This is a genomic window from Streptomyces sp. NBC_00286 (assembly GCF_036173125.1).
Classification (GTDB): Bacteria; Actinomycetota; Actinomycetes; order Streptomycetales; family Streptomycetaceae; genus Streptomyces.
In genome coordinates this window covers 521391-545935 of sequence record NZ_CP108054.1, presented here as the reverse complement: position 1 = coordinate 545935, position 24545 = coordinate 521391, and the positions used below count along the sequence as shown (strand labels likewise).

The following is a 24545-nucleotide window of genomic DNA, read 5'->3' as shown; positions in this document are numbered from 1 at the left end:
GATCCGATCGCTTCTCGGGGGTGATGGCGATGTCGAGTTCGGCCAGGTACGCGTCGATCTCCGCGCTCCGGGGGCCGTCGGTTCGGTCACGCCGGGCCGGTGAAGGTCCACTCCCCGTGCCCGACACGGAAGACGACGAACGCGGGGTCGCTGCGCAGGAACTCCGCGCCCTCCGGCGCGGCCACCCGGTCGCGCGCCTCTCCCGACACATGCACCTCGGCCGTCGAGCCCACCGGCACCCGCACCGACAGCCGCAGCTCCCGGTCCAGCCGCGACCAGGACACGGCCGCCTCGCCGCGCACCGTACGGATCGACGTACGGGCCCAGTCCACTCCCGTACGGGCGTCGGGGCGCACCGAGAAGGTGCGGTAGCCGGCGTCCCCGGGGCGCAGCCCGGCCACGTTCTCGTACAGCCACTGCGCGACCGTGCCCAGGAAGTAGTGGTCGCGGGAGCGGGAGTCCAGCGGCCACATCTCCCACATGGTGTCGGCGCCGGCTGCGTGCCAGTACCCCCAGCTCGGATAGGTCCGCTGCGTCGCGACGGCGTGGGCCACGTCCGGACGGCCGTGGGCACACAACACCTTCAGCAGCACACTCGTGCCCAGACAGCCGGTGTTCAGATGGTTGCCGCGCGCCTCGATGTCCGCCACCAGGCTGTCCAGCACGGAGGCGCGGGCGCCGGGCGGCACCAGGCCGAAGGCCAGCGGAATCGCGTTGGACGTCTGCCGGTAGCCGGGATCCTTTGCCGTACGGTAGTGGCCCTCCGGACTCAGGAACGCCTGGTTGAACGCGGTCTTCAGCTTCTCGGCCGCCTCCCGGTACCGCTTCACGGCCTCGCCGTCACCCAGCAGTTCGCCCAGTTCGGCGGTGTTCAGCAGCGCCCGGTGGAGGTACGCGGTCGCGGTCAGCCGGGTGTCCTCCGGGGGAATCTCGTAGCCGGGCGCCACCCAGTCGCCGAGCGCCGTGACCGCCAGCCCGTCCCGCAACCGGGCCAGCTCCCAGTCCAGGTACCGGGTCAGCGTCGCCCAGTGCTCGCGGGCGGCGCGCTCGTCCCCGTACACCCGGTACAACTCACGGACGACGAACGGGTAGACGGTCGTCCACTCGGGGGAGGGGGCCAGCTCCTGGTACCCCCAGCCGCCGCTCGGCACGATCACCGGCAGCTGCCCCTCGCCGTTCTGGCTGTCCGCCAGATCGCCCAGCCACTTGGACAGGAAGCGGTGCACCCCGAAGGCGTACGCCATCACCGGCGCGCCGACCTGGGCGTCGCCGGTCCAGCCGTTCTTCTCGTACATGGGGGTGTCGGTCGGGATGCCGTGCAGGTTGTTGAGGAGCGTGCGGCGCATGGCACCGTCCAGCCACTCGTAGAACGGCTCCGAGCAGCCGAAGGAGCTGACCTCCTCGACACGGGTGTGCACCAGCCGCCCCAGCACCTGCTCCGGGGTGGGCCGCGCGGGCAGGCCGTGGATCTCCACGTAACGGAAGCCCTTGTACGAGAACTTCGGCTCCCAGACCTCACGCGCGCCGCCCGCGCAGATGTATTCGTCGGTCTGGAAGCGGCCCGGGACGTGGCCGGTCTCGGCGTGCACACTTCCGTCGGCCTTCAGCTTCTCGCCGTGCACGAGGCGGACGACGGTGCCCGCCTCGGCGCCGCGGACGGTGAGGCGGGTCCAGCCCGCCATGGTGCGGCCCATGTCCACCACGTACACCCCGGAGCGGAGCTCAGTGATCTCCGTCGGCCGTACCGTCTCGACGATCTCGATCGGGTCGTGCGGCTGCGCCCTGAGCGCGCCCCGGGGGGCCTGCTGCACACCCGCCGCCCGCCAGCCGCTGTCGTCGAAGCCGGGACGGGTCCAGCCGTGCGGGGCCCGGCGTGCGTCGTACGTCTCGCCCGCGTAGAGGGAATTGGACAGGGTCGGCCCCTCGGTGATCCGCCACCCGCCGTCCGAGGCGACGGTGGTGCGGGAGCCGTCCGGGTGGTCGATCTCCAGCTGGGCCAGCAGCCGGGGCTCGCCGTGCCACGGCGGGCGGTGCCAGTTCCAGACGTTGGGCGTGGTCATGCCGAAGAAGCCGCGGCCGAGGGTGACACCGATGGCGTTCTCGCCGCGCCCGATCAGCCCGGTGACGTCGTGGACGGCGTACAACACGGTCTCGTCATAGTCCGTGAAGCCAGGGTCGAGCACCTGCCGGCCGACCCTGCGCCCATTGATCTCGGCCTCGTAGTAGGCGAGTCCGCTGATGTAGAGGCGAGCGCGGGAGATCCGCTGCCGCACGGTGAAGGCGCGGCGCAGCAGCGGCGCGGGCTGCTCCGGCGCGGCGACGCTCACCCCGCTGCCCCAGGGCCCCTGCCCGTAGGGGGCGAGAACGGCGGCCCGATCCCAGGCCGCGTCGTCGAACTCCGGGCGCTGCCAGCCTTCTTGGGGCTCAGTGGCGGAAACACGCCAGCCGGGGCCGGTGACCAGTTCATACGGTCCGTCACCGTCCTCCGTCTCGACGACCAGCCGGACCAGCAGGCCGCCGGGGTTCACGGAGGCGCCGGGACGGTTGGTGGCACGGGCGGCGAGCACCACCGGGCGGCCGGCGCCGCGGACCTCCTCCGTGAACTCGGTGACATCGACCGCGTGGCCGGTGCGCCAGCCATCCTGCTGCTCCGGCGCCTGCAGCACCTGCCGGCCGTCCAGATGGAGAGTGAAGTCGTCGTCGGCGGTGGCGACCACGGTGGCCCGCCGCACCCGCGTACCGTCCGGCAGACGCAGCACCGCCCGGAACCAGCGCGGCCCCACAGGGGCGTCGGAGGACGTGGCGTCCGGAGACCAGATCCACGAGGCACCGGAGAGGGAGGGCGGCTGCGGGGGCGGCTCGGCGCCGATCCAGCGGGCACCTGCGGCCTGCCAGTCGGCTGCCAACAACGTTGTCTCCCACCAGCGGACCTCGCTCCAGCGTGACGGCCGCCCGGCGCCGTCCCAGACCCGTACCCGCCAGTGGTAGCGGGTACGGGGTCGCTGCGCAGGCCCTTCGTAGGGGACGCCCACGCTGCGGTCGGACGCCACCTTCCCCGAGTCCCAGACCGGCTTGGCCGCCGCCCCGGTGCCATCCGTCAGCTCCCTTGGGTCGAGGGCCACCTGGACCTGGTACGCGCTCTGCTGGGCGCCGTGCCCCGGAGCGGACAACTCCCAGCTGAGATGGGGGTGTTCGACGTCGGTACCGAGGAGCCGCTCGGCGTACTCGACGGTGGTGCGCTCGACGCGGAGCGCTCCGGTGCGGTCGCCCTCCGGACCCCCCGCCGGCGTGCCGGCCGCCGCCGGGCCGGAGGAGAACGCGGTGAACCCGCCGCCCACGCCCGCCGTCGTGCCTTTCAGGAAGAGTCTCCGGTTCCAGAACTGGCCCATGCGCGTTCCTCGCTCGCTGTGTCGCCGCGGACAACGAAGCTGTGCTTGAAACGATTCAAAATTCCCCTTGCCGGGAAATGCTATGTACGCGAGTGGCACCCAACAAGGTGTGTGACAGCGGAGGTTGGGCGAGCGGCGGGGTTCAGGGTGGGGTTATCCCCACCAAGATCGTGCGGAGAGCTGCAGTGATTGTGTACCGCTCAACTTCTAGCGTCGATTGCGTAAGACGGTGACCGGGCCGATGGATCTCCAGCCGATGGCCCTGGACGCCTCGTTCTCGCGCCTGAAGCGCGCCCCACCCCGAGGAACAGCGCCATGATCACAATACGTGCGGCGACGTACCGTACCGCAGCAGCGGCTCTGGTTTTGGCGGGCCTCACGGCCTGCACCGCCGCCGGCCCAGAAGCCACCGGCACCAGCCCAGAAGCCACCGTTGCAGAACGCGAGGCTTCTACGGGCAAGAGCGCAGCCAGTGCCGTACCCGGGCTCGGCCGTTTCTATGATCAGCACCTTGCTTGGGGGAAGTGCGCACACGACCCCGACGACACCACCGGCCAGGACTTGGACAAAGCCGGCGCAGAGTGCGCGAACCTGACCGTGCCGCTTGACTACGCAGTCCCTCAAGGCCGAACGATCCCCGTGGCGATGTCGCGCCTTCAGGCCACCGACACCCGTCGTCGTATCGGCTCGATTCTGATCAACAACGGTGGCCCTGGAGTTCCTGCCCTGGCGTCCCCGCCGGACGTCCGAGCGGCGATGGGAGAAGTCGGGGCCCGCTACGACATCATCGGATTCGATCCGCGCTTTGTCGGACGCAGCACCCCGCTGGACTGTGGCTGGCCGATCGGCAACGCTCTTTTCTCGGCCGGCCTCAGCCGGGCCAGTTTCGATCGTCAGGTTGAGCTGCAAAAGAGCCTGGCCGACAAGTGCCGGGCCACCAACGCATCGGTGCTGCCGCACATCAACACACGTAACACGGCTCGCGACATGGACGTCATCCGGGGCGCGCTCGATGAACGGAGGATCTCCTACCTGGGCTACTCGTACGGCACCTACCTGGGCACGGTCTACACCCAGATGTTCCCCGGCCGCTTCGACCGCATGGTGCTCGACGGGTCCGTCGCCCCCAGCAGCTACACCCCTCAACTGCTGAAGGGTCTGGAACCGGAGAACGAGCAGGCCCTGTCCGCCTGGGCGACCTGGGCCGCGCAACGCCGCGGCACCTACTCCCTCGGCCGCACCCGCGTCGAGGTGCTGGCCACCATCGACCGTGTCATGTCGGCGGCCGCACGCAAGCCGCTGACCGTCGGGACCGCTCCCGATCTCTTCCGAATCGACGACACCCAGGTGCCGCTGCTGCTCTTCATGGGACTCTCGGACGACACGGACTCGGCCCGTGACGCCCTCGCCGGGCAGCTCTCCGTCCTCGCGAAAGCCGCGGACGGGCAACCGGCCCCGTTGACACCAGAGTTCGCTGCGGTTCTCCGGGTCTTCCTGACCGACGAGGACACCAACCTCGGCACCGTACAGACCGCTCTCGCCTGCGCGGACGGCACGGCTTCGCGCAATATCGAGCAGTACTGGCGGGACATCGAAGCCAGCCGCCGCACGCATCCCTTGTTCGGGCCCCTCGCCAACAACATCGTCCCGTGCGCCTTCTGGAAAACCCCGCCGGAGAAACCCATCCGAGTGCGTGACGACGCCGCCATGCTGATCGTGGCCGCAACCGGCGATCCGCGGACCACTTACAAGAGCAGCTCTGAACTCCACCGGCTGCTGCCGAGTTCCAAGCTACTCACCCTGAAAGGTGCCAACCGGCACGGCCTCTACGGGCAGTACGGCAATGCGTGCATCGACCACGAGGTCAACCAGTACTTGACCAGCGGGGAACTCCCGGCACGCGATGAGACATGCGAAACGCAGGGCACTTGAGGGTGAACCGCCCCGGACCGCCCGGCCAGGGCGGTTTTGCGGAAGATCCGCCACCAGCCTTCCCACCTTCCCACGGCCGGGATCGAGGAGGCGGTCCCAACGAAGTCCCTCCGGGGAGGGGTGAAGGGTGACCGCTCACTGGCTACCCCGATCCGGCGAAGCGAGCTCGTCGAACCGTCGGAGTGCTTCGGCGACCGCGGCGCGGTACGACTCGACGTTGCGTTCCTTGATCGACTCGTAGCCGCGGACCATGTCGGGCAGGGCGGCGATCTCCACGGCCACGCTGAGTGAGGTGGCGTCGACGCGGTTCGAGCGCGGCCAGGCGGGCTGAGCCCTTGAGGGCCTTGCCGTCCACGGCGATGATCTGCCGCGATCGGGTCTCGGGCATGTCCGCGGACGCGGTGATGCGGTGCCGGTCGGCCAGGTAGGCGCCCACAGCCTGGTCCAGGGCGTCGCCGTCAAGTGCCTGAAGGACGCGTCTGAGAGTGACCGGCTTGGGGCTGCGCCGCCGGCCCCGGCGTGAGCGCGGATCCGGAACCGATTCGAGGTAGGGGTCCAGGTCAGCGATCCGGTCCGCATCCAGCGGCCCCAGCTTCTCCAGCACGGCAGGGATAGGGGAAGATGCAACAGCAGGCACGGGATGTCCTCGTGATCATCTGGCTTCGACACCGCAATGATCACGAACCCCCGTGCCTGCTCTGCTATCCGCCCCTACCGGCCTGATCGTCAACCCTCCACGCAAGCACGGAACTTGACGGAGCCCTGCCCTGGTCTGGACGAGGGGCTGCACCTGTACGGCCTGCCGTCGGGAAGCGACGGCGGACCGTACCCCGCGGTCAAGGTCGCCGAGCACGACCGTGGCACCCCCACCACCGCCCGCACCCGCGACGGGGTCGTCGCGGGACAGCCTGCAGCACTGAATCGTGGTCGACGGCCGGCTCAGGTGGTGGCCTGGGGCTGTGCCGGGCTGAGGTGGTGTACGGCCGTCTGTGTGGCGTGCGGGGCTAGCAGGGCCTGTAGTTCCTCTGCCGCGAGCTTGAGGAGGTCGCCGTCGCGGGTGGCGTGGAGGGTTTCGAGGACGAAGGCGACGTGGGTGGAGTCCTCGGTGACGCGGGTTCGGTGGGCGTCGCGGTGGTTCCAGTGGCGGGTCAGGACGCCGGTGGTGTCCGCGTAGATGATCTCGCCGGGCTTGGGGTTCTCGACCGTGTCGGGTTCGCCGAGCGGGGTGAAGGACTCGGTGCCGTCGGCGTATCGGATGTCGACGTCGCCGGTGACGTGGTCCAGATCGAAGGCGCCGGCGGGCAGGCCGTGCCGTACGGAGACGGCGTTGTAGGAGTCGACCGGCGGATTGATGCGCGGCAGGCTGCCCTTCTTGGCGAGGCGGCGGCCGAGCGCGTCCACGCTGGGGCGGATGCGGCGGGGGTTGGTGCCGAAGGAGCGGTAGGCGGTGTGCCAGGCCTCGATGCGGGGGTCGGTCTCTTCGGCGGGCTGCCAAGTGCCCTCGGCGAGCTGCTGCTCCAGGTCTTCCAGGGCCGCGGTGGTGTGCGGCCAGGGTTCACGGCCGCGCAGGCCGGAGGCGATGACCAGGGCGATGAGGGTGTCGGGGAAGGCGTCCGCGACGGTGGGGGTGATGCGGAAGGCGGGCATGGGCGGGGTTTTCCGTTTCCTGCGTCCGGGCTTGGGCGGTGGTGGGGCGGGGTCAGGGTTTCCAGGCGCCGATACGGTCCAGGCGGCGGCGCTACCTGGTCTGTGCGGGCTGCCCAGGGTCGGCAGCAGAGCGATCGCAGCGCATCCTCTACTATCAACCGAACGACCGCACCGTACAACGCAATGACCGTCCCGTGTCAACCGACCGACCGCACGGTGCATTGAAGTGGCCGGCGACCAGTGGCGAGGATGGAGATCAGATGGCCGAGACAGCCGCAGCCCTGCGGACGGTCGCGCACAACGTCCGGGCGGCCCGCACCCGGGCAGGCCTGTCCCTGGAGGAACTCAGCCGTCGATCCCAGGTCAGCAAGGGAGCTCTGGTGGCACTGGAGAAGGCCCAGGGCAATCCCAACCTCGCCACCCTGGTCCGGCTGGCCGACACTCTCGGCATCTCGGTGTCCGCCCTGATGCAGGGCCCGCCCGAGGGCCGTGTCCGCGTCGTGGCCGCCGACACCGTGGCCCCCCTGTGGACCGGAGAACGGGGGAGCGAGGCCCGCCTCATGCTGACGACCTCAGGCCCTGCCCCCGTCGAGGTCTGGCGCTGGCAACTGGAACCGGACGAGGAGTACCCAAGTCACCCCCACCAGGCCGGAGTTGTAGAAACCGTCAGCGTCACCTCCGGCCGTATGACCCTGATCGTCGACGGCACGGAACACACCGTGGAAGCCGGACAGACCGCCACGTTCGACGGCGAGACCTCTCACACCTACCGCGGCACGGGCACGGAGACCTGCCACCTGATCATGACGGTCCATCTGCCGCCCGGCCCCGCTTCCAACATCTGACCGGCCCGGACGCCGCCGCACCCCACGAGGTCGAACCCTTCAGACCGACGGCGACAGTCCTGGCGTACCGCGACACGGCCCATGCGACGGACCTGGTGGCGCGCGGCCGCGGCAGCCTCGCGGCCTCCCTCGTCAGCGACGACCTCACCTGGACCACCGCCTTCCTCCAGGCAGCGGCCCCCTGGCACGGACGACTGCACCTGATGGACTCGGCGAACATGGCGCAGACAACCGGCCACGGGCTCCCCACTCCCTGCCCTGCGGCACGGCGGCCCCGGCCGGGCCGGCGGCGGCTCGGAATTGGCGGGTACGCACGGCGTCTTGGACCTGATGCAACGCACAGCACTCCAGGCCCCACCACGCCTGCTCGCGGCCCTCCGGCCCGGCGACTCCTCCTGACGGTCGGGCAGAAAGCGCTACGGCTTGATGCCCACCCCTGCCCAGAGGCTGACCTCGGCGTCCGTGGGCTCCGGCATGGGGCCCTCGGTGCTGTCGTCCGCGGCCTCCGGACGCCAGCGGTGGCCGAGGGTGATGCCGGGGGAGAGGAGGTCGAGGCCGTCGAAGAAGCGGGCGACGTCGGTCTTGGCGCGGAACTGCACGGGGGTTCCGGCGGTGGTGTAGATCTTCGTGACGTTCGCCCACGTCGTGGGGTCGAAGTCCGGAGTGCAGTGAGTCAGGGCGAGGGCGCTGCCCGAGGGGAGGACGCTCATGAGGCGGTCGACGATCCCGTACGGGTTCTGGGCGTCGGGGACGAAGTGCATGAGGGCGTTGAGGGACAGCGCGACCGGCTCGGACAGGTCGAGGACTTCGGCCAACTCGGGGGCGTTCAGGAGCGTTTCGGGCTCGTTGACGTCTGCCTCGATATAGGTCGTACGGCCCTCGGGGGCGCTGTGCATCAGCCTCTCGGCGTACTTGAGGACGAGCGGGTCATTGTCCGCGTACACGACCCTGGCCTGCGGGACGACGGCCTGCGCCACCTGATGCAGATTGGGCTCGGTCGGGATGCCGGTGCCTATGTCGAGCCACTGCCGGATGCCGTGCTCCCGGGCGAGGACACGGGTGGCGCGGTGCATGAAGGCGCGGTTCTCCCTGGCGCACACGAAGATGCCGGGGTACGCCGCCGCGACCCGCTCGGCAGCCTCCTTGTCGACGTCGAAGTGGTCTTTGCCGCCGAGGTAGTAGTCGTACATGCGGGCCGAGTGTGGCCTGCTGGTGTCGATGTGCCGCGCGGTGTGGGGGGAGGTCATCGTGTCCCTTCAGAGGTGTGCTTCGGCATGCCGGCCAGGTTGGGGGAGGCTGGTACGGGTGCTGCTTGTCGCTGTCCTGGTTCAGCTCTTCGTCAGGTGATCGGCGAGCCCGTTCTTGATCCCCGTGACGAACGCGCTGAACTCCTCCGGCGTGTAGATCAGCGCGGGACCGGCGGGATCCGTCGACTGCCGAAAGGCCACCCGGCCGTCGGCGAGCCGCTTCGTCTCCACGCACTGCCCGCCGCTGGTACCGCTCCACGGGCACTCCCAGCCCTGCTCACCGAGGGCCGTCGCGGGCATGCCGTTGTAGGTACCGCTGCCGGTGCTGCTCATGTGTACTCCTTGCGCATGCGGTTCAGGAGAGCCTTGCTCTCAGTGGTCGACGTCAGCAGGGACATCCGGTTGTGCGCCTCGAGATGGGCGGACACGTCGGAGCGCTGGTCGAGGTAGACGGCACCGGAGAGAAGCTCGGTGTAGACGATGTCCGGCAACTCCGGCTCGTCGAAACGGAAGTAGGTGAAGGCGGCGAACGCTCCGGTGTGCGCGCCCGCGCTGAACGGCACGATGTCGAGGCTGACATGCTCCATCTCGGCCGCCGCCAGCAGCGCGTCGATCTGCTCGCGCATCACTTCAGGACCGCCGACGACCCGGTGCAGTACGGCCTCTTCCATCACCACCCACAGGGTGGGCGCCGCAGGCTTCGTCAGCAGGCTCTGTCTGCGCAGGCGCAGATCGACTCTCCGCTCGAGTTCCTCGTCGCTGTCGTTGGGAAAGCCGGCGCGCAGTACGGCCCGGGCGTACCCGCGGGTCTGCAGCAGGCCCGTGACGTAGTGGGGCTCGTACGTACGCAGGGTCCTGGCGCCGCTCTCCAGGCTGACGTAGGCGGTGAACCAGCCGGGCAGCACATCGCGGTAGCGGTGCCACCAGCCAGGCCGGTTGGCCTTTTCGGCCAGCTCGATGAACTCGTCGATCTCCTGCCGGTCGACCCCGTACGTCTGCAGCAGCAGCTCCACGTACAGGATCTTGAGGCTGACCTCGGCCTTCTCCAGCCGCCGAATCGTCAACGGCTTCACCCGCAGGGCCTTGGCCGCCTCGTCCAGCGACACCCCGGCGCTCAGCCGCAGGTCCTGCAGCCGCTTGCCGAGGATCATGCGCAGAACGGTGGGAGCGCCGCTGCCGGCGCCCGAACGGGCTTCGCTCACGGTCTTACCTCCTGAGTGAGTGTCACCGGCGGAGCTGAAGGAGTGTCACCGGCATGAGTGTGACAGCGACTTGGTGATGACGCCAGCCGGATACCGGCCTCCTGAAATTATCAGGCAGGAGGTTGCAGCTTGAACGGACCGGGCAGCATAGTGTCACCATGACCGATCTCACCGACCGCGATGACACTCATCAACTCCCGGACGCGATCCGGGAGTTGACGTGCATCACGGTCGAATCGGGCACCAGCTGCCACACCGGACGACCCCCACGTCGGCCCGGTGAGGCTCCCCCCTCAGCTCCTCGCACTACCCGTCCCCTGACGGAAGGCGACCACCGTGCCCTCCCTTACGTCCCCTCCCTCCCCCCAACTCCTGGCCGGCACCGCCCCGTCCAGGGTCCACTGGCTCGAACTCAAGGCATGCCCGGCCGGCGTCGGTGAAGCCCGGCGCGTAATGGGCGAGCGGCTGCGCACCTGGCGACTGCCCGAGCAGGTGCGCGAGGACGCGCTCCTGATCCTTTCCGAGCTGGTCACGAACGCGATACGCCACACTCCCAGTGCGCGGATCCTCTGCTGCGCCGGCCTCACCGCGGACCGGCTGCTCCACCTCGAAGTGCACGACGAGGGCCTCACGGCGCGGACCCTGCCCCCACGCGACCCGAGCCCGGAGGACGAAGGCGGCCGTGGACTGTTACTCGTGGAGCACTTCGCGGACGCGTGGGGCGCCGAGCGCTCCGTTCTCACCGGGGGGAACACGGTGTGGGCGGCCTTTGCCTCGGGGTGCGGGTGACTCCGTACCGGAGGTACCGGAAGTGCCAAGGGTGCCGGAAGTGCCGGAAGTGAAGAGGCGGGACTGACCGGGACAGGAACCGTATCTTCCCGGATGGGCGTTTTACGGTGTCTTGATGCGAATTGTTCCTAGGTGGGCCTTGCTCTCGTCGGGGTGTGCGCCCGTCCTACTGGCCGGAGGCTGGGCGATCGCGGCGGTGCTGGAGGGGCCCGCCTACGACCCCGTCAGCCAGACGATCAGCGTCCTGGCCGCGTACGGGGCCGCCGGATCCTGGGTGATGACCGCAGGGCTGCTCGCCCTGGGCGCCTGCCACCTGCTGACCGCCTGGGGGCTGCGCGCGGCCGCACTCGCCGGTCGTGTGGCGCTGGCCGGCGGGGGAGCGGTGACCCTGGCCGTGGCGCTGTTCCCGGCGCCGAGCAGTGGAGGTTCGCTACGTCACGGCTTCATCGCCGGGGCCGGATTCGCTCTCCTGGCGGTGTGGCCGGTTCTGGCAGCCGATCGCCGAAGGGGCGCGCCCTGGGGGCTCCGGCCCGCGCCCTCTTTCGCGGCGACCGCCCTGATGACTGTCACGGCGGCATGGTTCGTACTTGAAATGAACCGTCATGGTGCCGCCGGCGTCGCCGAACGCGTGGTGACCTCGATCCAGTCCCTCTGGCCTTTCGTGGTCGTCGCTTCCTGCGTTCGCCATACCGACGAGGGGGAATCTGCGATGTGAGTGGTGAATGCCTGATGAAGGGGCTTCACTTCCCATTGGCGAGATATTCGCCGATCTTCTTCCGCATGAATACGGAGGACTCCTTCGCCTTCTCCTCCCAGGCGAACACACAAGCCGTGAAGGTGCTGTCGAAACCGACCGCATTGAGCTCGCGGAAGAGTTCCCCGAAGTCGACCTCGCCCTCGCCCATGTTCAGGTGCTGGTGGATGCGGGCCGGGGTGCCGGGCGGGTTGAGGATCTAGCGGTTGCCCGAGGATGCGGTGTGGTCGAAGGCGTCGGCGAGGTGGACGTGGGTGAGCAGGTCGCCCGCGTACTCGATGATGCCGGGGGCGTCGTTGCCGATGTGGAAGGTGTGCGGGGCGCAGTAGAGGAATCTGACGTTCGGGTGGTTGATACCGCGGATGAGGTTGATCGCGTCGTAGCCGTTCTCGATGAAGTCGTCGGGGTGCGGCTCCAGGGCGAGGTGGATGCCCTCGCGTTCGAACAGCGGCAGCAGTTCGGCCATGGACTTCCAGAACTGGGCCTCGCTGCGGTCCGGGTCCTCGGGGCGGCCGTTGAACTCGGAGATCATGCTGGTGACGCCGAGATCCGCGCTGATCTGGATGGCCCGCTTCCAGTACCGTACGGCGGCCTGCCGCGCGTCCTCGTCCGGACCCGACCAACGGAACAGCGGGAGTACGGACGAGATGCCGACCGACGCCCGCGCCCGCCAAGGCCTTGCGGAACTTTGCGACCGTGTCGTCGTCGACGCGCGGGTGGCGGAAGAACGGGAACCTCGCGCGGCGAGAGCTCGATCCACTCGTAGTCCAACTCGGCTACCACGGCGGGCAGTTCGAGCAGGGGGGTCCTGCGGATCATGTACGGGTCGAGGGCGATCTTCATGGTGGTGTGGCTTCTCGGTGCGGCCGCCTTAAAGCGCTTTAAGTGCTGGTACTATCGGCGCGTCGCAGATGGATGTCAAGGGTGTGGCCCAAAGACCAGGGAGGTCGCGTGGACGAGGTCGGCTCCGGTGCCCCCGCGGGCGGCAACGGCGCCGCTCCGCGTCCCCGCCTGGAGGACGTAGCCGCGCGCGTCGGCCTGTCGACGGCGTCGGTGTCACTGGTGTTGCGGGGCGTGCCCGGGCCCAGTGAGCGCACCCGGCAGCGCGTCCTGAAGGCCGCCGCCGAACTCGGTTACCGCCCCGACCGCACCGCCAGCGCCCTGGCCAGCAGGCGCAGCCGGCTGCTCGGCGTCATGGTCGACATCCACAGTCCGTTCCACGCCGAGTTGGTCGAGCACCTGCACACGGCCGCCGAAGAGGTGTGTTACGACCTCGTCCTGAGCACCCTGACCCGTACCCGCGACGAGAACACGGCCATCGAGACGCTCCTGGCCTTCCGCTGCGAGGCACTGCTCCTGCTCGGCCCGGTGGCCCCCGCCTCCGTCCTCGCCGAGCTCGACCGCAGGGCGCCCGTCATCTCCGTCGGCCGCCGGATCACCGGGGCCGAACTGGACGTCGTCCGCAGCGCCGACGACGACGGAGTCGGCCAGATCGTCGACCACCTGGTGGGCCTCGGACACCGCGCGATCGCGTACGTCGACGGCGGCAAGGGTGTCATCGCCATCGACCGGCGCCGCGGCTACCGGAGTGCCATGCGCCGTCACGGTCTCGACGGGCAGATCAGCGTCCTGCACGGGAACATCACGGAGGAAGCCGGCGAGAAGGCCGGCCTGCACTTCCTCGACGCAGGCGATCTGCCGACCGCCGTCGTGGCCTACAACGACCAGAGCGCCATCGGCCTGCTCACCGCCTTCCGGCGAGCCGGGATCGACGTCCCCGGCACGGTTTCCGTCGCCGGCTACGACGACGACACCCTGTCCCGGCTGGCCGCCTTCGACCTCACCACCGTCAGCCAGAACGCCGAGGAACAGGCCCGCCAGGCCGTGACGGCCGCCGTCGAGCGCCTCGACCAGGGGCGTACCGGGCCCCGCGAGATCGTCCTCGCTCCGTCGCTGGTGGTGCGGGGGAGTACGGCTCAGCCGCGCTGATCCGGCAGGTGGGCTGCATGCGGGGCAGGCGCCTCCCGCCGCGCCGTCGCAGGGCGCGTCGCCACGCGGTCGACGGACCGCCCCTCAAGGAGGACCCGCGTCGTCCTGCGGAAAGCCGTACCGTCCCTGCAGCCGGACAAAGCGGGCCGCGGTCACCATCCGCCGTTGCTCCAGCCCGGATGGGGTGCGTACGAAGCACACGACGCGCTCGTGTCCGCCCGGCCCGATCGGCTGCACCAGGCGGCCGGACGGCCGCACCTGTGCGATCAGCGGTGCGGGCACCTCCGGGAATGCGGCCGACACGACGATCGCGTCGTACGGAGCGCGGTCCGGCACGCCGCCGCTGCCGTCGCCGACTCGTAGCTCCACGTTCTGGACCCGCTGCCGCGCGAGATTGTCACGCGCCTGGCGGGCGAGGTCCGGGCGCATCTCGATGCTGACCACGTCGGCGGCGAGCCGGGCGAGCAGCGCCGTCTGGAAGCCGAGACCGGTACCGATCTCAAGGACATGCTCGTACCCCTCCAGGCCAAGGCACTCGATCATCATGGCGGACAGCGACGGCTGAGTCGTGACCTGCCCTTCCCCGATCGCAACGGGTTCGTCGCGGTATGCGGCGGCCACCTGACAGGCCGGAACGAATTCCGCCCGGGGCGTCGTCCGTACGGCATCGAGCAGCCGCTCGTCCCTGATCCCGGCGGCTGCGAGGGCTCGCACGAGATCTCCGGGCTTCCTGGCGGCGGAGTTCATGGGCTGCTCACCACACCTCAGCCTAGGAAGCTCGTGGCAGCCGGGCGAGCGGGTGAGGGTTGCCGGACCAGGTCTGACTCCCGTCCGGCAACCCTGCGGGCAGACGATGCCCTACGGACGGATCAGAGCGCGCCCTGGGCCCAGGGGCCGGTGATCGCGAACGTGATGCCGGGCGTCTGGATGTTGACGAACAGCCAGTTGCCGTTCTTCGGCTCGAATACGGATCCGGCCCACTCGGAGCCCCTGTGGTCGGCGGCCGGGACGTTCTTGCCCGCGGTGCCGCCGCGAAGGTCGACGCTGTTGACGGCGAAGCGGAAAATCTCGCCCTCCGTGGTCAGTCCATGGACGTACTCGGTGCCGCCGCCGTCCTCGCAGAGCACCAGGCCTCCGCGAGGGCTGACGCACATGTTGTCCGGAGCGTTGAGCACGTCGGCGCCGGGGGAGGCGAAGAGCACCCGGAACTCGTCGGTGGCCGGGTCGAGTTCGAAGACCTGCCCCTGGCGGGCCTGGCCGCCGTCGGTCGTGATCACGTAGATGCGGTCGTTCCCGTACCAGGCGCCCTCGAGGCGGCTGAAGACGGCGGCGCCCTTCGCCTGAGCCTGGAGCCGCACCGTGTCCGTCGCCGGGTCGACGTCGTCCACGGGCACCCAGGAGACGGTGCCGTACGCCTTCTCCCCGTCCAGGCGGGTGTCGTACGTCGCGGCGCCGATGCGCATGGCCTCCAGCCGGCCGCCCTTGGACAGGTCGCCACGGACCGCCGGCACGAAGCGGTACAGGGAGGCGTCGCCTCGGTCCTCAGTCTCGTAGACGTAGCCGGTCGCCGGGTCGATGGCGATGGCCTCGTGGTTGAACCGCCCCATTGCCTTGTACGGCTCGGGGTTGCCCTTGCCCTCCGAAGCCACCTCGAAGATGTAACCGTGGCGCTTGCCGGCCGTCGTGGAGAAGGTCTCCTCGCAGGTCAGCCAGGTGTTCCACGGGGTGGGACCGCCGGCGCAGTTGCGGATGGTGCCGCCGAGGCTGCCGTAGGACTCCAGCCATTTGCCCGCGTCCGGGTCGAAGACCATCGTGGTGGTGCCGCCGCCGGCCTCGGGGTTGTAGGCCGGGGCGGTGAAGGCGGGTCCGGCGCCGCGCTCGTGGTTGCGGACGATGTGGAGCTTGTCGTCGTATCGGAAGGCCGCCATGCCGTCGTGCGAGCCCGGGGTGCGTACCCCGTCGTCCATGAGGTCGTTGGTCCAGCCGTAGGAGATGTACTCGAAGCCGCGCGGCAGCTGCAGCAGTTCCAGTCCGGTCGCCTGGTCCTTGACCGGGCGCAGCGGGCCGTACCCGGCGTCGAATTCCAGCTTGACCGGCGCGGCTGCCGCCGTTCGCGCCGCGAGGGCCTGGAAGGGGACGGACGCGGCGGCGGCCACGGCCGCTCCGCGCAGGAGAGTGCGTCGTTCCGGACCGGAACGGGTGGGTCTTCCAGCGGACTTGGCTGACATGGGGGTCCTCTCGATACGACAAAACGATGCGACGAACGAGGGGGCGGCGGGTGTCACCCTAGGAGGCAGGGCTTGGTTGTTTGCCCAACGGGGAGTGAGCGTTGGGAGAACGTGAGCGCTCCGCGGGGTGCCTCCGGCGGTGGGGCGGCTGCGGGTTGCCTGTGGTTGCTCGCGCCCCGCGGCGGAGCCGCAAATGTCACAGCCCCGCGCCCCTGGGTAGCTGGTGGATGCGGGGTCGCGGCCCGGTGCGTCAGCCCGTCGCCAACAGGGCATACGGCTCTCGACGAGGTCTACCTGGACGAGTACACCGACTCGGGCACCAACCCACGCGTGCGGTCCTTCGACCTCCAGCGCTGGGACCCCGGGGCCGGCCAGTGGGTGACCTTCGCGAGCCGCGACGACGGCATCGGGCACGACCGCACCGTGACCGGCTTCGGCAGCGTCACGACCTCCCGGCTCCGGGTGGCGCTGACCGGGCAGATCGCGACGGAGCAGTACACCCCGACGCTGACCGAGATCGCTGTGTACCGCACCGACGAGTAGACGGGCCGGAGGGCCTGGTCAGAGGAGGATGACGGTCTTGCCGCGGGAGTGTCCGGTGCGGGCGCGGGCCACCGCGGCGGGGGCGTCGGCCAGGGGGACTTCGGCGTCGATCGTGACCCGGAGTTTGCCCGCGGCGGCGAGGTCGGCGAGGGCCTCGAGTTCTGCGCGGCTGGGGTTGTTGGAGAGGTTGACGCCGCGGACCCCTCGGGCGGCCAGCGCGTCGGGGTCGGCGGCGCCGTTGGTGCTGACCAGGATGCCGCCGGGTTTGAGCAGGCCTGCCAAGGAGTCGGTGTCGCCGCCGTGCATGGTGATCAGGTCGAGGACGGCGTCGATGCCGTCGGGGTAGGCGGCCAGGACCTGTTGGGCGGTGGGTGCGGCGTGGAAGTCGATGGTTTCGTGGGCGCCGAGGTCGCGGAGATGGTCGGCGATGTCGGGGGTCGCCGTGGCCAGCATCCGGGCCCCCTGGAGGGCGGCGAACTGGACGGCGGACTGGCCCACGCCGCCGGAGGCGCCGTTGACGAGGATGACGTGCCCGGTGTCGAGCCGGGCCGTCTCGATGGCCTGGTAGGCGGTCATGCTGGCCGTGGGCAGTGCCGCGGCGACGGGGAACGGCAGGCTGTCGGGTGTGCGGGCGAGCTTGCCGTCCTCGGGGGCCAGGACGTACTCGGCGTACGAGCCGCGCCCGTGCTGGACGCTCATGAACTGGCCGTAGACGGTGTCGCCGGGCCGGAAGCGGGTCACCCCGGCGCCAATACTCTCGACCACTCCGGCGCCGTCCGAGCCCATGACGAGCGGGAACTCGTGCTCGACGGCGTTCCTCAGGGCGCCGTCGGCGACCTTCCAGTCGAAGGGATTGAGCGCGGCGGCGTGCAGGCGCACCAGCACCTCGCCCGGACCCGGCTGCGGTACGGGCAGGTCGGTCAGCCGGGGCTCGGCTCCGAAGCCGGTGATGACGACTGCCTTCATGGCTATGCCTCCCAGGTGACGGTGAGTTCGTTGCGGCGGCCGAAACGTTCGAGATGGCTGCTCACCACGTCCTGGATGGCGGTGAGCGTGGTCCCGTCCGGTGAGGTGACGCGGATCAGCAGGTGGTCGTCCGCGGGCTGGAGTACGACCTCGGTTTCCTGGAAGGCGAGGCGGTGGCCGCCGTCCGGGGTCTCCTCTACGGGGATCTTGCGGCCGAAGTGGGAGGCGAACTGCTTGGCGTAGCGCGGGGCGGCGTCGGTCGTGACACGGCCGAGGGAGGAAGGCATGGGTGGCTCCTGGGTGTGGGGATCGGATGGGCCCGCAGCCCCTGGTGCGGTCAGCCGACCAGGGCGGTGACCGTGGCCGTGTCGGGCAGCGCGATGGTGTGGTGGGTGTGCTGGGCCTTGGCGTGCAGGTAACGGACGTTGTCGTCGGTGGCGAAGACACCGGTCCGCCGGATGAAGCGAACGGCGACGCCCAGGTCCCTCAACTGCCCTGCCTTGTCAGGGTTGTTGGTGAGCATGTCCAGCTCGGCGATGTCGAGGGCGGCGAGCATCTGGGCGGCGGCGGTGTAGTCGCGGGCGTCCTCGGGCAGTCCGAGCGCGGTGTTGGCCTCGTAGGTGTCCAGGCCCGCGTCCTGGAGGGCGTAGGCGTCGAGCTTGTTGTAGAGCCCGATGCCGCGGCCCTCCTGGCGGAGGTAGAGCAGGACGCCTCCGGTGGCGGCGATGCGCTCCACGGCTTCGCGCAGCTGCGGGCCGCAGTCGCAGCGGGCCGAGCCGAACACGTCCCCGGTCAGGCACTCGGAGTGCAGCCGCACCAGCGGTGCCGCGCCCGCCGTGGGGTCGCCGAGGACGAGCGCCACATGCTCCTTGCCGTCGGCCAGACCGCCGAAGGTGACGGCCTCGGCGGTGACCTCGTACCCGTCGGGGAAACGCAGCGGGATGGTCACGCGCGTGCGTACCGCAGCACTGCCGAGAACGGTCTGACCTGCTGAGAGGGACGCGTGCATGAGGGCTCCTCGAGGATCGGACGAGCGCGGTTCAGATGTGAAGCTCGATGCTTGAATGCTTGAACGATAGCCTGTGCTTCAAATTTTGAACACACCGAAGCGTGTGGTGCCGATCACGCCGGCTCGAGGGGCTGCGCGGTGCAGACCGCGACATCGGCGGGATCAACCTACGGTCGCTGTCCTGGGCGACGACGTACTGCGGTCGTGGTACGCACACTGCACGCCGTGGGTTGACGCCCGCGCCCGCGTTTCTCGAGAGCCTTGAAGCCTCAAAAGACATGAGGTGGATTGTTGTGATCGAGGTAACCGACCTCAGCAAGAGGTACGGCGACAAGCTCGCCGTCGATGAACTCAGCTTTGCTGTGCGCCCTGGAGTGGTCACCGGATTCCTCGGGCCCAACGGCGCGGGAAAGTCGACCACGATGCGGATGATCATGGGTCTTGACCGGCCGTCGTCCGGCACGACGCGTATCAACGGCCGCCCGTACGAGCAGCACAAGGCGCCGCTGCACGAGATCGGGGCGCTGCTGGAGGCGAAGGCGATCCACCCCGGGCGCTCGGCCTATGACCACCTGCTGGCTCTGGCGGCGAGCAACGGCATCGGCAAGCGGCGGGTGCTGGAAGTGATCGACATGGTCGGGCTGACGGAGGTGACCCGCAAGCGGGCGGGCGGCTTCTCGCTCGGCATGGGCCAACGGCTCGGCATCGCCTCGGCGCTGCTCGGTGACCCCCAGGTCGTGATGCTCGATGAGCCGGTCAACGGCCTTGATCCAGAAGGCGTGTTGTGGATCCGCAACCTGCTCAAGGATCTCGCCGACCGGGGGCGGACCGTCTTCGTCTCCTCCCACCTGATGAGCGAGATGGCGCTGATCGCCGAGGACCTGATCGTGATCGGACGCGGGCGACTCCTGTCCGCCGGTCCGCTCGCCGACTTCATCGCCGGGTCCTCCACCCGCAGCGTACGAGTGCGCTCCCCGCAGGCCGCGGACCTGCGCGCCCTGCTGCTGGGCGACGGCGTCTCGGTTTCCACCAGCGAGCCCGGCGTCCTGGACGTCACCGGACTGGAAGCGGCCGAGATCGGCGAACGCGCCGCGGCCGCCGGCCTGGTGCTCCATGAACTGTTCCGGCAGGAAGCCTCCCTCGAGGAGGCGTTCATGGAACTGACCCGCGACTCCGTCGAATACCACGCCACCTCCGCCGAACCCGTCACGACGGGAAGGACGAACTGATGAGCACCACAGACCTCGCCCCGCAGGACACGAACATCACAGCCGCCCGGCCGGCGGACCGTCAGCGCGTCACCTTTCCGCGGGTCATCCACATGGAATGGATCAAGCTGCGGTCGCTGCGCTCGACGACCTTGACGCTGGCGATCACGGTGGGCCTTCTCGTCGGCTTCGGGCTGCTGTTCAGCAGTCTGGTCGGCTCGGGCGAGGGCCCCGGAGAGGACGATTTCGGCGACCCGACCGCGATCACCCTGGGCGGAGTGACGCTCGCCGCGCTGGCCATCGCGGTGCTCGGAGTGCTGATGACCGCCGGTGAGTACGCCACCGGAACCATCCGCGCCACACTCGCCGCGGTGCCCGCCCGGTTGCCCGTGCTGTGGGGCAAGGTGGTCGTCTTCGCCGCGGTGAGCTTCGTACTCATGCTCATCGCGGCCCTGGGAGCCTTCCTGCTCGGCCAGTCGGTCCTGTCCTCCCGCGACATGGACACCGCCGCGCTGTCGGATCCGGGGGTGTTCCGCGCGGTCATCGGCGCGGCGGTCTACCTGACCGGCGCCGGCCTGATCGGCCTGGCGGTCGGGTCCCTGCTGCGCAACACAGCCGGTGCGATCACGCTCGTGGTGGGCGCACTGTTCGTGGTGCCCGGCCTGGTCCAGCTGCTGCCCAGCAGCTGGAACGACGCCATCGGCCCGTACCTGCCGTCGAGCGCCGGGAACGCCATCATGGCGGTGCAGACGGAGGGCGACGCGCTGTCACCCGGGGGCGGGCTGGCGGTGTTCGCCGTGTACCTCGTTGTCCTCATGGCGGGCGCGGCGGTTCTGCTCAAGCGGCGCGATGCGTGAGTGCGGGACTTGAGGGCGGTGCTTGAGGGCGGCGCCTGCGCCGGTCGCTGCCGGAGCTCTTGCTGCCCGTTCGTACGGCTCTGGCGTACGGGCGGGTGGTGCCGTTCGTCGGTACTGGCCCGGCTGCGCCTGCCCTCATGAATCCGATGCTTGGGCAAAATGGACGGTCTCTCTTAGCAGACGGGGAAAATGGAAATGTCCGAGTATTCGTTGGCCCTCAGCGATGCGGAGATCGAGCGGTACCGGCTCATGGCCGAAGTCGCCGAGGCGAGGGAACGTGACCTGTGGGCGGCCGCAGGAGTGGCTCCCGGTGCGCGGATCGCGGATGTGGGATGCGGACCCGGCGCGATCGCGGTGCGGCTGGCGGACACGGCCGGTTCCGACGGCGCGGTGTGGGCGGTCGACCGGGACGGCGACGCGCTGGCCGTGGCATCCGCCCTCGCCGAGAAATCCGGGGTGCGGGTGCACACGGCGACAGGGTCCGCCGAGGCCACCGGGCTGCCCGCCGACACCTTCGATGTCGTGATGCTCCGGCATGTCCTGGCCCACAACGGTGGCCGTGAGCAGGCGATCGTCGATCACCTCGCCACGCTGGCCAAGCCCGGTGGCGGAGCCGTGTACCTCGTCGACGTCGACGCCGACTCCTTCCGGCTGCGTGGGGCCCCGGAGGCGTACGAGGAAATGGACGAGCGGTACCGCGAACTGCACCGCCGACGCGGCAATGACCTCACCGTCGGCACCCGGCTCGATGAACTGCTCACCGCGGCCGGCCTGGAACTCGTCGCCTTTGAGGGCCACATCAATGTGATCACGCCGCCACCGGGTATGCGCGGTCCGGCCTGGGCCGCCCGCGACGCCATGATCGCCGAAGGCCTGGTCACGCCGGAGGACGTCGCCCGCTGGGACGAGGAGTTCCGCAAGGTGGAACGCGAGGAGCGCGATGTCAGGTTCTTCGCCGCCAACTTCGTCGCCTTCGCCCGGAGGCCTTGAGGCGTAGGTCCTCAGTACTCCTCAGTACGCCTCAGCGCCGCTCCGTGACGAGACGTTACTTGGCTGGGAAGGTCGCGGCGAAGGCGCGTCCCTCGTCGATCCACCGGCCGAGGATGTCGTCCTCCGTGAGCGCGGTCCCGTCGACGAGGACCCAGCCGCGCATCGGGCGGCCGCTCATATCCATGACGCGTGTGCCGGGTCGGGTCAGAGCAGCGTCGGCGTTGTCGGTGCCGACCCGCACCATGAGATCGTCGCCGCTCACGCACACGGCCATGTTGCCGCGGTACAGGAAGGCGAGACCGCCGAACATCCGCTGCTCCTTGATGTCCGGATCAGCGCCGAGCCGGTGTCGGATCCGTTCCGCCAGTCCCTCGTCGTACGCCATAGCGGTTCCTCCTAACGTCCGACGAGCCGGTGCTCGAGGTCACGCAGGTCCTTGCCGATGGAGGAGCGTACCTGGCGGGCCAACAACGGCGCGGCCAGCCGGTAGAAGCCACCTTCGCCGCCCCGGACGCGGATGCGGGCGAGAGTGCCCCTCGGGTTCTGCTCGAAGGTGTAGGTGACGTGCATGGGCATCGGTCCGGCCACGGAGAGCATGTCCAGCAGACGGGGTGGCTCGTACGCCGCGACGCGCAGGACGTAGTCGATGCGCCGACCGAGGAAATACGCCCTACGGGTGACCTCGGCGCCCACACCGAAGCCGCCGTCGTCCGCCTCCCGGGTCAGCTCGGCGGTGCGGATGCCCTGGGTCCACTCGGCGTCATGGCGCCAGTCCATGGCGTACTCGGCGACCTGCTCGGGCGGGAGCGGGATCACGCGCTCCGTGCTCACGTCGATCGTCATCGTGCTGCTGCCTTGTCCTCGACCGGCCCGGACCCGTGGCCCTGTTGCCGTGCCCAGGATCCTCCAGGCGGGAGGCGAGCGCACGACGAGCTGCCGGATGCCGTCCGATGCTCTCGGATGCCAGTGGAAAGCGCTATGTGCTGGTGCGTCGCAGAGGGACAACGCCTGATTTTCGCGAGACGCTGCCGCCGGGCCGCGGGCGTGCCGGCTCCCGCCCCTCACCCCTGTCCGCTCTTCCTTCCCAGGAGCCCCCGTCATGACAGCATCGCCCGCCCCGTCCGCTGAGGACGGCTACCGCTTCGACGACCTGAGCGCGCTCTTCATCAACTGCACGCTCAAGCCGTCACCTCAGCTCAGCCACACCCAGGGACTCATCGACAAGAGCCGTTCGATCATGGACTCCCGTGGGGTGACGACGGAGCTCGTCCGCGCGGTCGACCACGACATCGCTCCGGGCGTCTACCCGGACATGACCGAGCACGGCTTCGCCACCGACGCCTGGCCCGCGCTGTACGAGCGGGTGATGGCCGCCGACATCCTCGTACTGGCCGGGCCCATCTGGCTGGGCGACAACAGCTCCGTCACCAAGCAGGTCATCGAGCGCCTGTACAGCTGCTCCAGCCTCCTCAACTCCCAGGGCCAGTACGCCTATTACGGGCGGGTCGGCGGCTGTCTGATCACCGGCAACGAGGACGGCGTCAAGCACTGCGCCATGAACGTCCTCTACAGCCTGCAGCACCTCGGCTACACCATCCCGCCCCAGGCGGACGCGGGCTGGATCGGCGCCGCGGGGCCCGGCCCGTCGTATCTGGACCCCGGTTCGGGCGGCCCGGAGAACGACTTCACCAACCGCAACACCGCGTTCATGACCTGGAACGTGATGCACCTGGCGGCCCTGCTCAAGCGTGCCGGCGGCATCCCGGCCCACGGCAACCAGCGCACGGAATGGGACGCAGGCTGCCGGCCGGGGGCGGACAACCCCGAGCACCGCTGAGCCGGGGGCGACGGGGCGACGGGGCGACGTAAGGATTCCGTCATCGGCTGCGGGGTGCGGGACGGCCGTCCGTTCCCGTTGAGTGGGGGAGGATCAGGCAAACACTCAGGAGGCGAGTCGGGGATGGGGCGCGTGCGCAAGGTATTTACGGGGCCGTTGGTCATCGCGGTGCTGGTGGTGGCGGTCGGCGGAGTCGGCTTCGGTCTGTACTGGTTCCAGCCGTGGAAGCTGTGGCAGGACGAGACGGTCCAAGAGGATCTGCCCGGGGTCACGGAGACCTCCGCTCCTCCTGCTGCGGCGCCTGCACCCGCCGAGGAACCCACTGACCAGCCCTCCGAGTCGCCCTCGCGCGCCACCGGTCCGCAGACGCTGTCGAGCGGTGAGCTGATCAGCCACGAGCACACGACATCGGGCACGGTGAAGCTCGTACGGCTCGCCGACGGCTCCCATGTCGTCCGGCTGGAGAACCTCAACACCAGCAACGGCCCGGACCTGCGCGTCTGGCTGACCGACGCGCCGGTGAAGGAAGGGCAGGCCGGCTGGCACGTCTTCGACGACGGCAAGTACGTCAGCCTGGGCAAGCTCAAGGGCAACAAGGGAAGCCAGAACTACGCCCTGCCCAGTGACGTGGACCCGTCGACCTACAGCAGCGTGAGCATCTGGTGCGACCGCTTCGACGTGTCGTTCGGCGCGGCCGAGCTCGGGCGGGCCTGACAGGACGGCAGGATTACGGCCGCGGCACCATCGACATCACGGCGGCGACGGTCGCGCACTGCACGGGGGGCCGTGCGATCTGGCTGGAGGGCGGGTTCGTCGCGGCATGACAGGCGCCGATCAGCGTCGGCCTGCCTTGCGTTGCAGGGACTCCCGACGCGAACGCAGCTTCTTCTGCCGCTTCTGGCTCTCCTTGCGACGCTGCGCGCGCTCGCGGGCTGCCGGGCTTCTGAGCTTCGTGTGGTCCGGCAGCCGGAGCAGCCCCCACACCAATCCGACGATCAGGGCGAGCATGAGGATCCCGAGGACTGCCGCCAACACGGGCGGCAGCTCCGCGACCTGTTCGATCCTGTTCCGAAGGTTCAACCTGGCCCCCCGCCTTACTCCGCCCCGCGCGGC

General features: G+C 69.7%; 25 protein-coding genes and 1 pseudogene. 11 read left to right on the top strand and 15 right to left on the bottom strand.

The window, feature by feature from the left end:
- Positions 1-86: 86 nt before the first annotated feature.
- Positions 87-3389, bottom strand: coding sequence for a family 78 glycoside hydrolase catalytic domain (locus OHT21_RS02590; RefSeq protein ID WP_328766536.1), 3303 nt, complete (start codon positions 3387-3389; stop codon positions 87-89).
- A gap of 315 nt (positions 3390-3704) precedes the next feature.
- On the opposite strand from OHT21_RS02590, the gene OHT21_RS02585 reads away from it, so the two are divergent.
- Positions 3705-5321 (top strand): alpha/beta hydrolase, encoded by a 1617-nt coding sequence (locus OHT21_RS02585; protein WP_328766534.1) that lies wholly within the window; start codon positions 3705-3707, stop codon positions 5319-5321.
- 135 nt (positions 5322-5456) lie between these two features.
- On the opposite strand, the gene OHT21_RS02580 is transcribed toward OHT21_RS02585, so the two are convergent.
- A complete protein-coding gene (locus tag OHT21_RS02580; protein WP_328766533.1) occupies positions 5457-5603 on the bottom strand; it encodes a DUF6537 domain-containing protein in 147 nt (48 codons plus the stop codon).
- 657 nt (positions 5604-6260) lie between these two features.
- Positions 6261-6968 (bottom strand): B3/B4 domain-containing protein, encoded by a 708-nt coding sequence (locus OHT21_RS02575; RefSeq protein WP_328766532.1) that lies wholly within the window; start codon positions 6966-6968, stop codon positions 6261-6263.
- A 260-nt stretch (positions 6969-7228) separates the two neighbouring features.
- Here OHT21_RS02575 and OHT21_RS02570 point away from each other — a divergent pair, with 260 nt between their 5' ends.
- Positions 7229-7813 carry a helix-turn-helix domain-containing protein gene (locus OHT21_RS02570; RefSeq protein WP_328766530.1) on the top strand — a complete coding sequence of 195 codons (585 nt, stop codon included), beginning with the start codon at positions 7229-7231 and terminating at the stop codon, positions 7811-7813.
- Between the two features lie 416 nt (positions 7814-8229).
- Here OHT21_RS02570 and OHT21_RS02565 read toward each other — a convergent pair whose 3' ends face one another.
- The 3 genes from OHT21_RS02565 to OHT21_RS02555 all read right to left on the bottom strand — a co-directional run bounded on the left by OHT21_RS02565 (position 8230) and on the right by OHT21_RS02555 (position 10262).
- On the bottom strand, positions 8230-9060 hold the full coding sequence (locus OHT21_RS02565; RefSeq protein WP_328766529.1) for an SAM-dependent methyltransferase: 831 nt from the start codon (positions 9058-9060) through the stop codon (positions 8230-8232).
- A gap of 81 nt (positions 9061-9141) precedes the next feature.
- On the bottom strand, positions 9142-9393 hold the full coding sequence (locus OHT21_RS02560) for a DUF397 domain-containing protein (RefSeq protein ID WP_328766528.1): 252 nt from the start codon (positions 9391-9393) through the stop codon (positions 9142-9144).
- On the bottom strand, positions 9390-10262 hold the full coding sequence (locus OHT21_RS02555; RefSeq protein ID WP_328766527.1) for a helix-turn-helix domain-containing protein: 873 nt from the start codon (positions 10260-10262) through the stop codon (positions 9390-9392). The genes OHT21_RS02560 and OHT21_RS02555 overlap by 4 nt, the downstream gene beginning before the upstream one ends.
- A gap of 336 nt (positions 10263-10598) precedes the next feature.
- Between OHT21_RS02555 and OHT21_RS02550 the strand changes: the two genes are divergently transcribed.
- Together OHT21_RS02550 and OHT21_RS02545 are read left to right on the top strand one after the other, a co-directional pair.
- On the top strand, positions 10599-11051 hold the full coding sequence (locus OHT21_RS02550) for an ATP-binding protein (protein WP_328766526.1): 453 nt from the start codon (positions 10599-10601) through the stop codon (positions 11049-11051).
- Between the two features lie 115 nt (positions 11052-11166).
- Positions 11167-11766: a DUF998 domain-containing protein gene (locus OHT21_RS02545; protein WP_328766525.1), complete on the top strand. Its 600-nt coding sequence runs from the start codon at positions 11167-11169 to the stop codon at positions 11764-11766.
- Positions 11767-11791: 25 nt separating this feature from the next.
- On the opposite strand, the pseudogene OHT21_RS02540 reads toward OHT21_RS02545, so the two are convergent.
- Positions 11792-12648: pseudogene (locus tag OHT21_RS02540) on the bottom strand (sugar phosphate isomerase/epimerase family protein).
- A 108-nt stretch (positions 12649-12756) separates the two neighbouring features.
- Here OHT21_RS02540 and OHT21_RS02535 point away from each other — a divergent pair.
- Entirely contained in the window at positions 12757-13794 is a 1038-nt protein-coding gene (locus OHT21_RS02535; RefSeq protein WP_328766524.1) for a LacI family DNA-binding transcriptional regulator, read from the top strand.
- Positions 13795-13878: 84 nt separating this feature from the next.
- Here the strand turns inward: OHT21_RS02535 and OHT21_RS02530 are convergent, their stop codons facing one another.
- Together OHT21_RS02530 and OHT21_RS02525 are read right to left on the bottom strand one after the other, a co-directional pair.
- Positions 13879-14541 (bottom strand): protein-L-isoaspartate(D-aspartate) O-methyltransferase, encoded by a 663-nt coding sequence (locus tag OHT21_RS02530; protein ID WP_328766523.1) that lies wholly within the window; start codon positions 14539-14541, stop codon positions 13879-13881.
- 122 nt (positions 14542-14663) lie between these two features.
- Positions 14664-16022, bottom strand: coding sequence for an alkaline phosphatase PhoX (locus OHT21_RS02525; protein ID WP_328766522.1), 1359 nt, complete (start codon positions 16020-16022; stop codon positions 14664-14666).
- Between the two features lie 330 nt (positions 16023-16352).
- Between OHT21_RS02525 and OHT21_RS02520 the strand changes: the two genes are divergently transcribed.
- Complete coding sequence (locus OHT21_RS02520; protein WP_328766521.1) at positions 16353-16565, top strand: hypothetical protein; 213 nt, start codon at positions 16353-16355, stop codon at positions 16563-16565.
- 18 nt (positions 16566-16583) lie between these two features.
- On the opposite strand, the gene OHT21_RS02515 is transcribed toward OHT21_RS02520, so the two are convergent.
- From OHT21_RS02515 to OHT21_RS02505, 3 genes are read right to left on the bottom strand one after another with little or no spacing between them, the layout of a single operon-like run.
- Positions 16584-17531: an NADP-dependent oxidoreductase gene (locus tag OHT21_RS02515; protein WP_328766520.1), complete on the bottom strand. Its 948-nt coding sequence runs from the start codon at positions 17529-17531 to the stop codon at positions 16584-16586.
- Positions 17532-17533: 2 nt separating this feature from the next.
- Positions 17534-17818 carry a DUF2218 domain-containing protein gene (locus OHT21_RS02510; RefSeq protein WP_328766519.1) on the bottom strand — a complete coding sequence of 95 codons (285 nt, stop codon included), beginning with the start codon at positions 17816-17818 and terminating at the stop codon, positions 17534-17536.
- Between the two features lie 50 nt (positions 17819-17868).
- The gene (locus tag OHT21_RS02505) at positions 17869-18540 is read right to left on the bottom strand and encodes a GTP cyclohydrolase II (protein ID WP_328766517.1); all 672 of its coding nucleotides are present in this window, start codon (positions 18538-18540) and stop codon (positions 17869-17871) included.
- Between the two features lie 293 nt (positions 18541-18833).
- On the opposite strand from OHT21_RS02505, the gene OHT21_RS02500 reads away from it, so the two are divergent.
- The 3 genes from OHT21_RS02500 (at position 18834) to OHT21_RS02490 (ending at position 21595) form a co-directional block, all read left to right on the top strand.
- On the top strand, positions 18834-19769 hold the full coding sequence (locus tag OHT21_RS02500) for an ABC transporter ATP-binding protein (protein ID WP_328766516.1): 936 nt from the start codon (positions 18834-18836) through the stop codon (positions 19767-19769).
- Entirely contained in the window at positions 19769-20605 is an 837-nt protein-coding gene (locus tag OHT21_RS02495) for an ABC transporter permease (protein ID WP_328766515.1), read from the top strand. The genes OHT21_RS02500 and OHT21_RS02495 overlap by 1 nt, the downstream gene beginning before the upstream one ends.
- Before the next feature lie 195 nt (positions 20606-20800).
- Complete coding sequence (locus tag OHT21_RS02490; RefSeq protein WP_328766514.1) at positions 20801-21595, top strand: class I SAM-dependent methyltransferase; 795 nt, start codon at positions 20801-20803, stop codon at positions 21593-21595.
- Positions 21596-21650: 55 nt separating this feature from the next.
- Here the strand turns inward: OHT21_RS02490 and OHT21_RS02485 are convergent, their stop codons facing one another.
- Positions 21651-21980 (bottom strand): TfoX/Sxy family protein, encoded by a 330-nt coding sequence (locus OHT21_RS02485; RefSeq protein ID WP_328766513.1) that lies wholly within the window; start codon positions 21978-21980, stop codon positions 21651-21653.
- An 11-nt stretch (positions 21981-21991) separates the two neighbouring features.
- A complete protein-coding gene (locus OHT21_RS02480; protein WP_328766512.1) occupies positions 21992-22438 on the bottom strand; it encodes an SRPBCC family protein in 447 nt (148 codons plus the stop codon).
- Between the two features lie 256 nt (positions 22439-22694).
- Between OHT21_RS02480 and OHT21_RS02475 the strand changes: the two genes are divergently transcribed.
- Complete coding sequence (locus OHT21_RS02475; protein ID WP_328766511.1) at positions 22695-23432, top strand: flavodoxin family protein; 738 nt, start codon at positions 22695-22697, stop codon at positions 23430-23432.
- A gap of 123 nt (positions 23433-23555) precedes the next feature.
- A complete protein-coding gene (locus tag OHT21_RS02470; RefSeq protein ID WP_328766510.1) occupies positions 23556-24146 on the top strand; it encodes a DM13 domain-containing protein in 591 nt (196 codons plus the stop codon).
- A gap of 120 nt (positions 24147-24266) precedes the next feature.
- Here the strand turns inward: OHT21_RS02470 and OHT21_RS02465 are convergent, their stop codons facing one another.
- The gene (locus OHT21_RS02465; protein ID WP_328766509.1) at positions 24267-24512 is read right to left on the bottom strand and encodes a hypothetical protein; all 246 of its coding nucleotides are present in this window, start codon (positions 24510-24512) and stop codon (positions 24267-24269) included.
- Between the last annotated feature and the right edge of the window lie 33 nt (positions 24513-24545).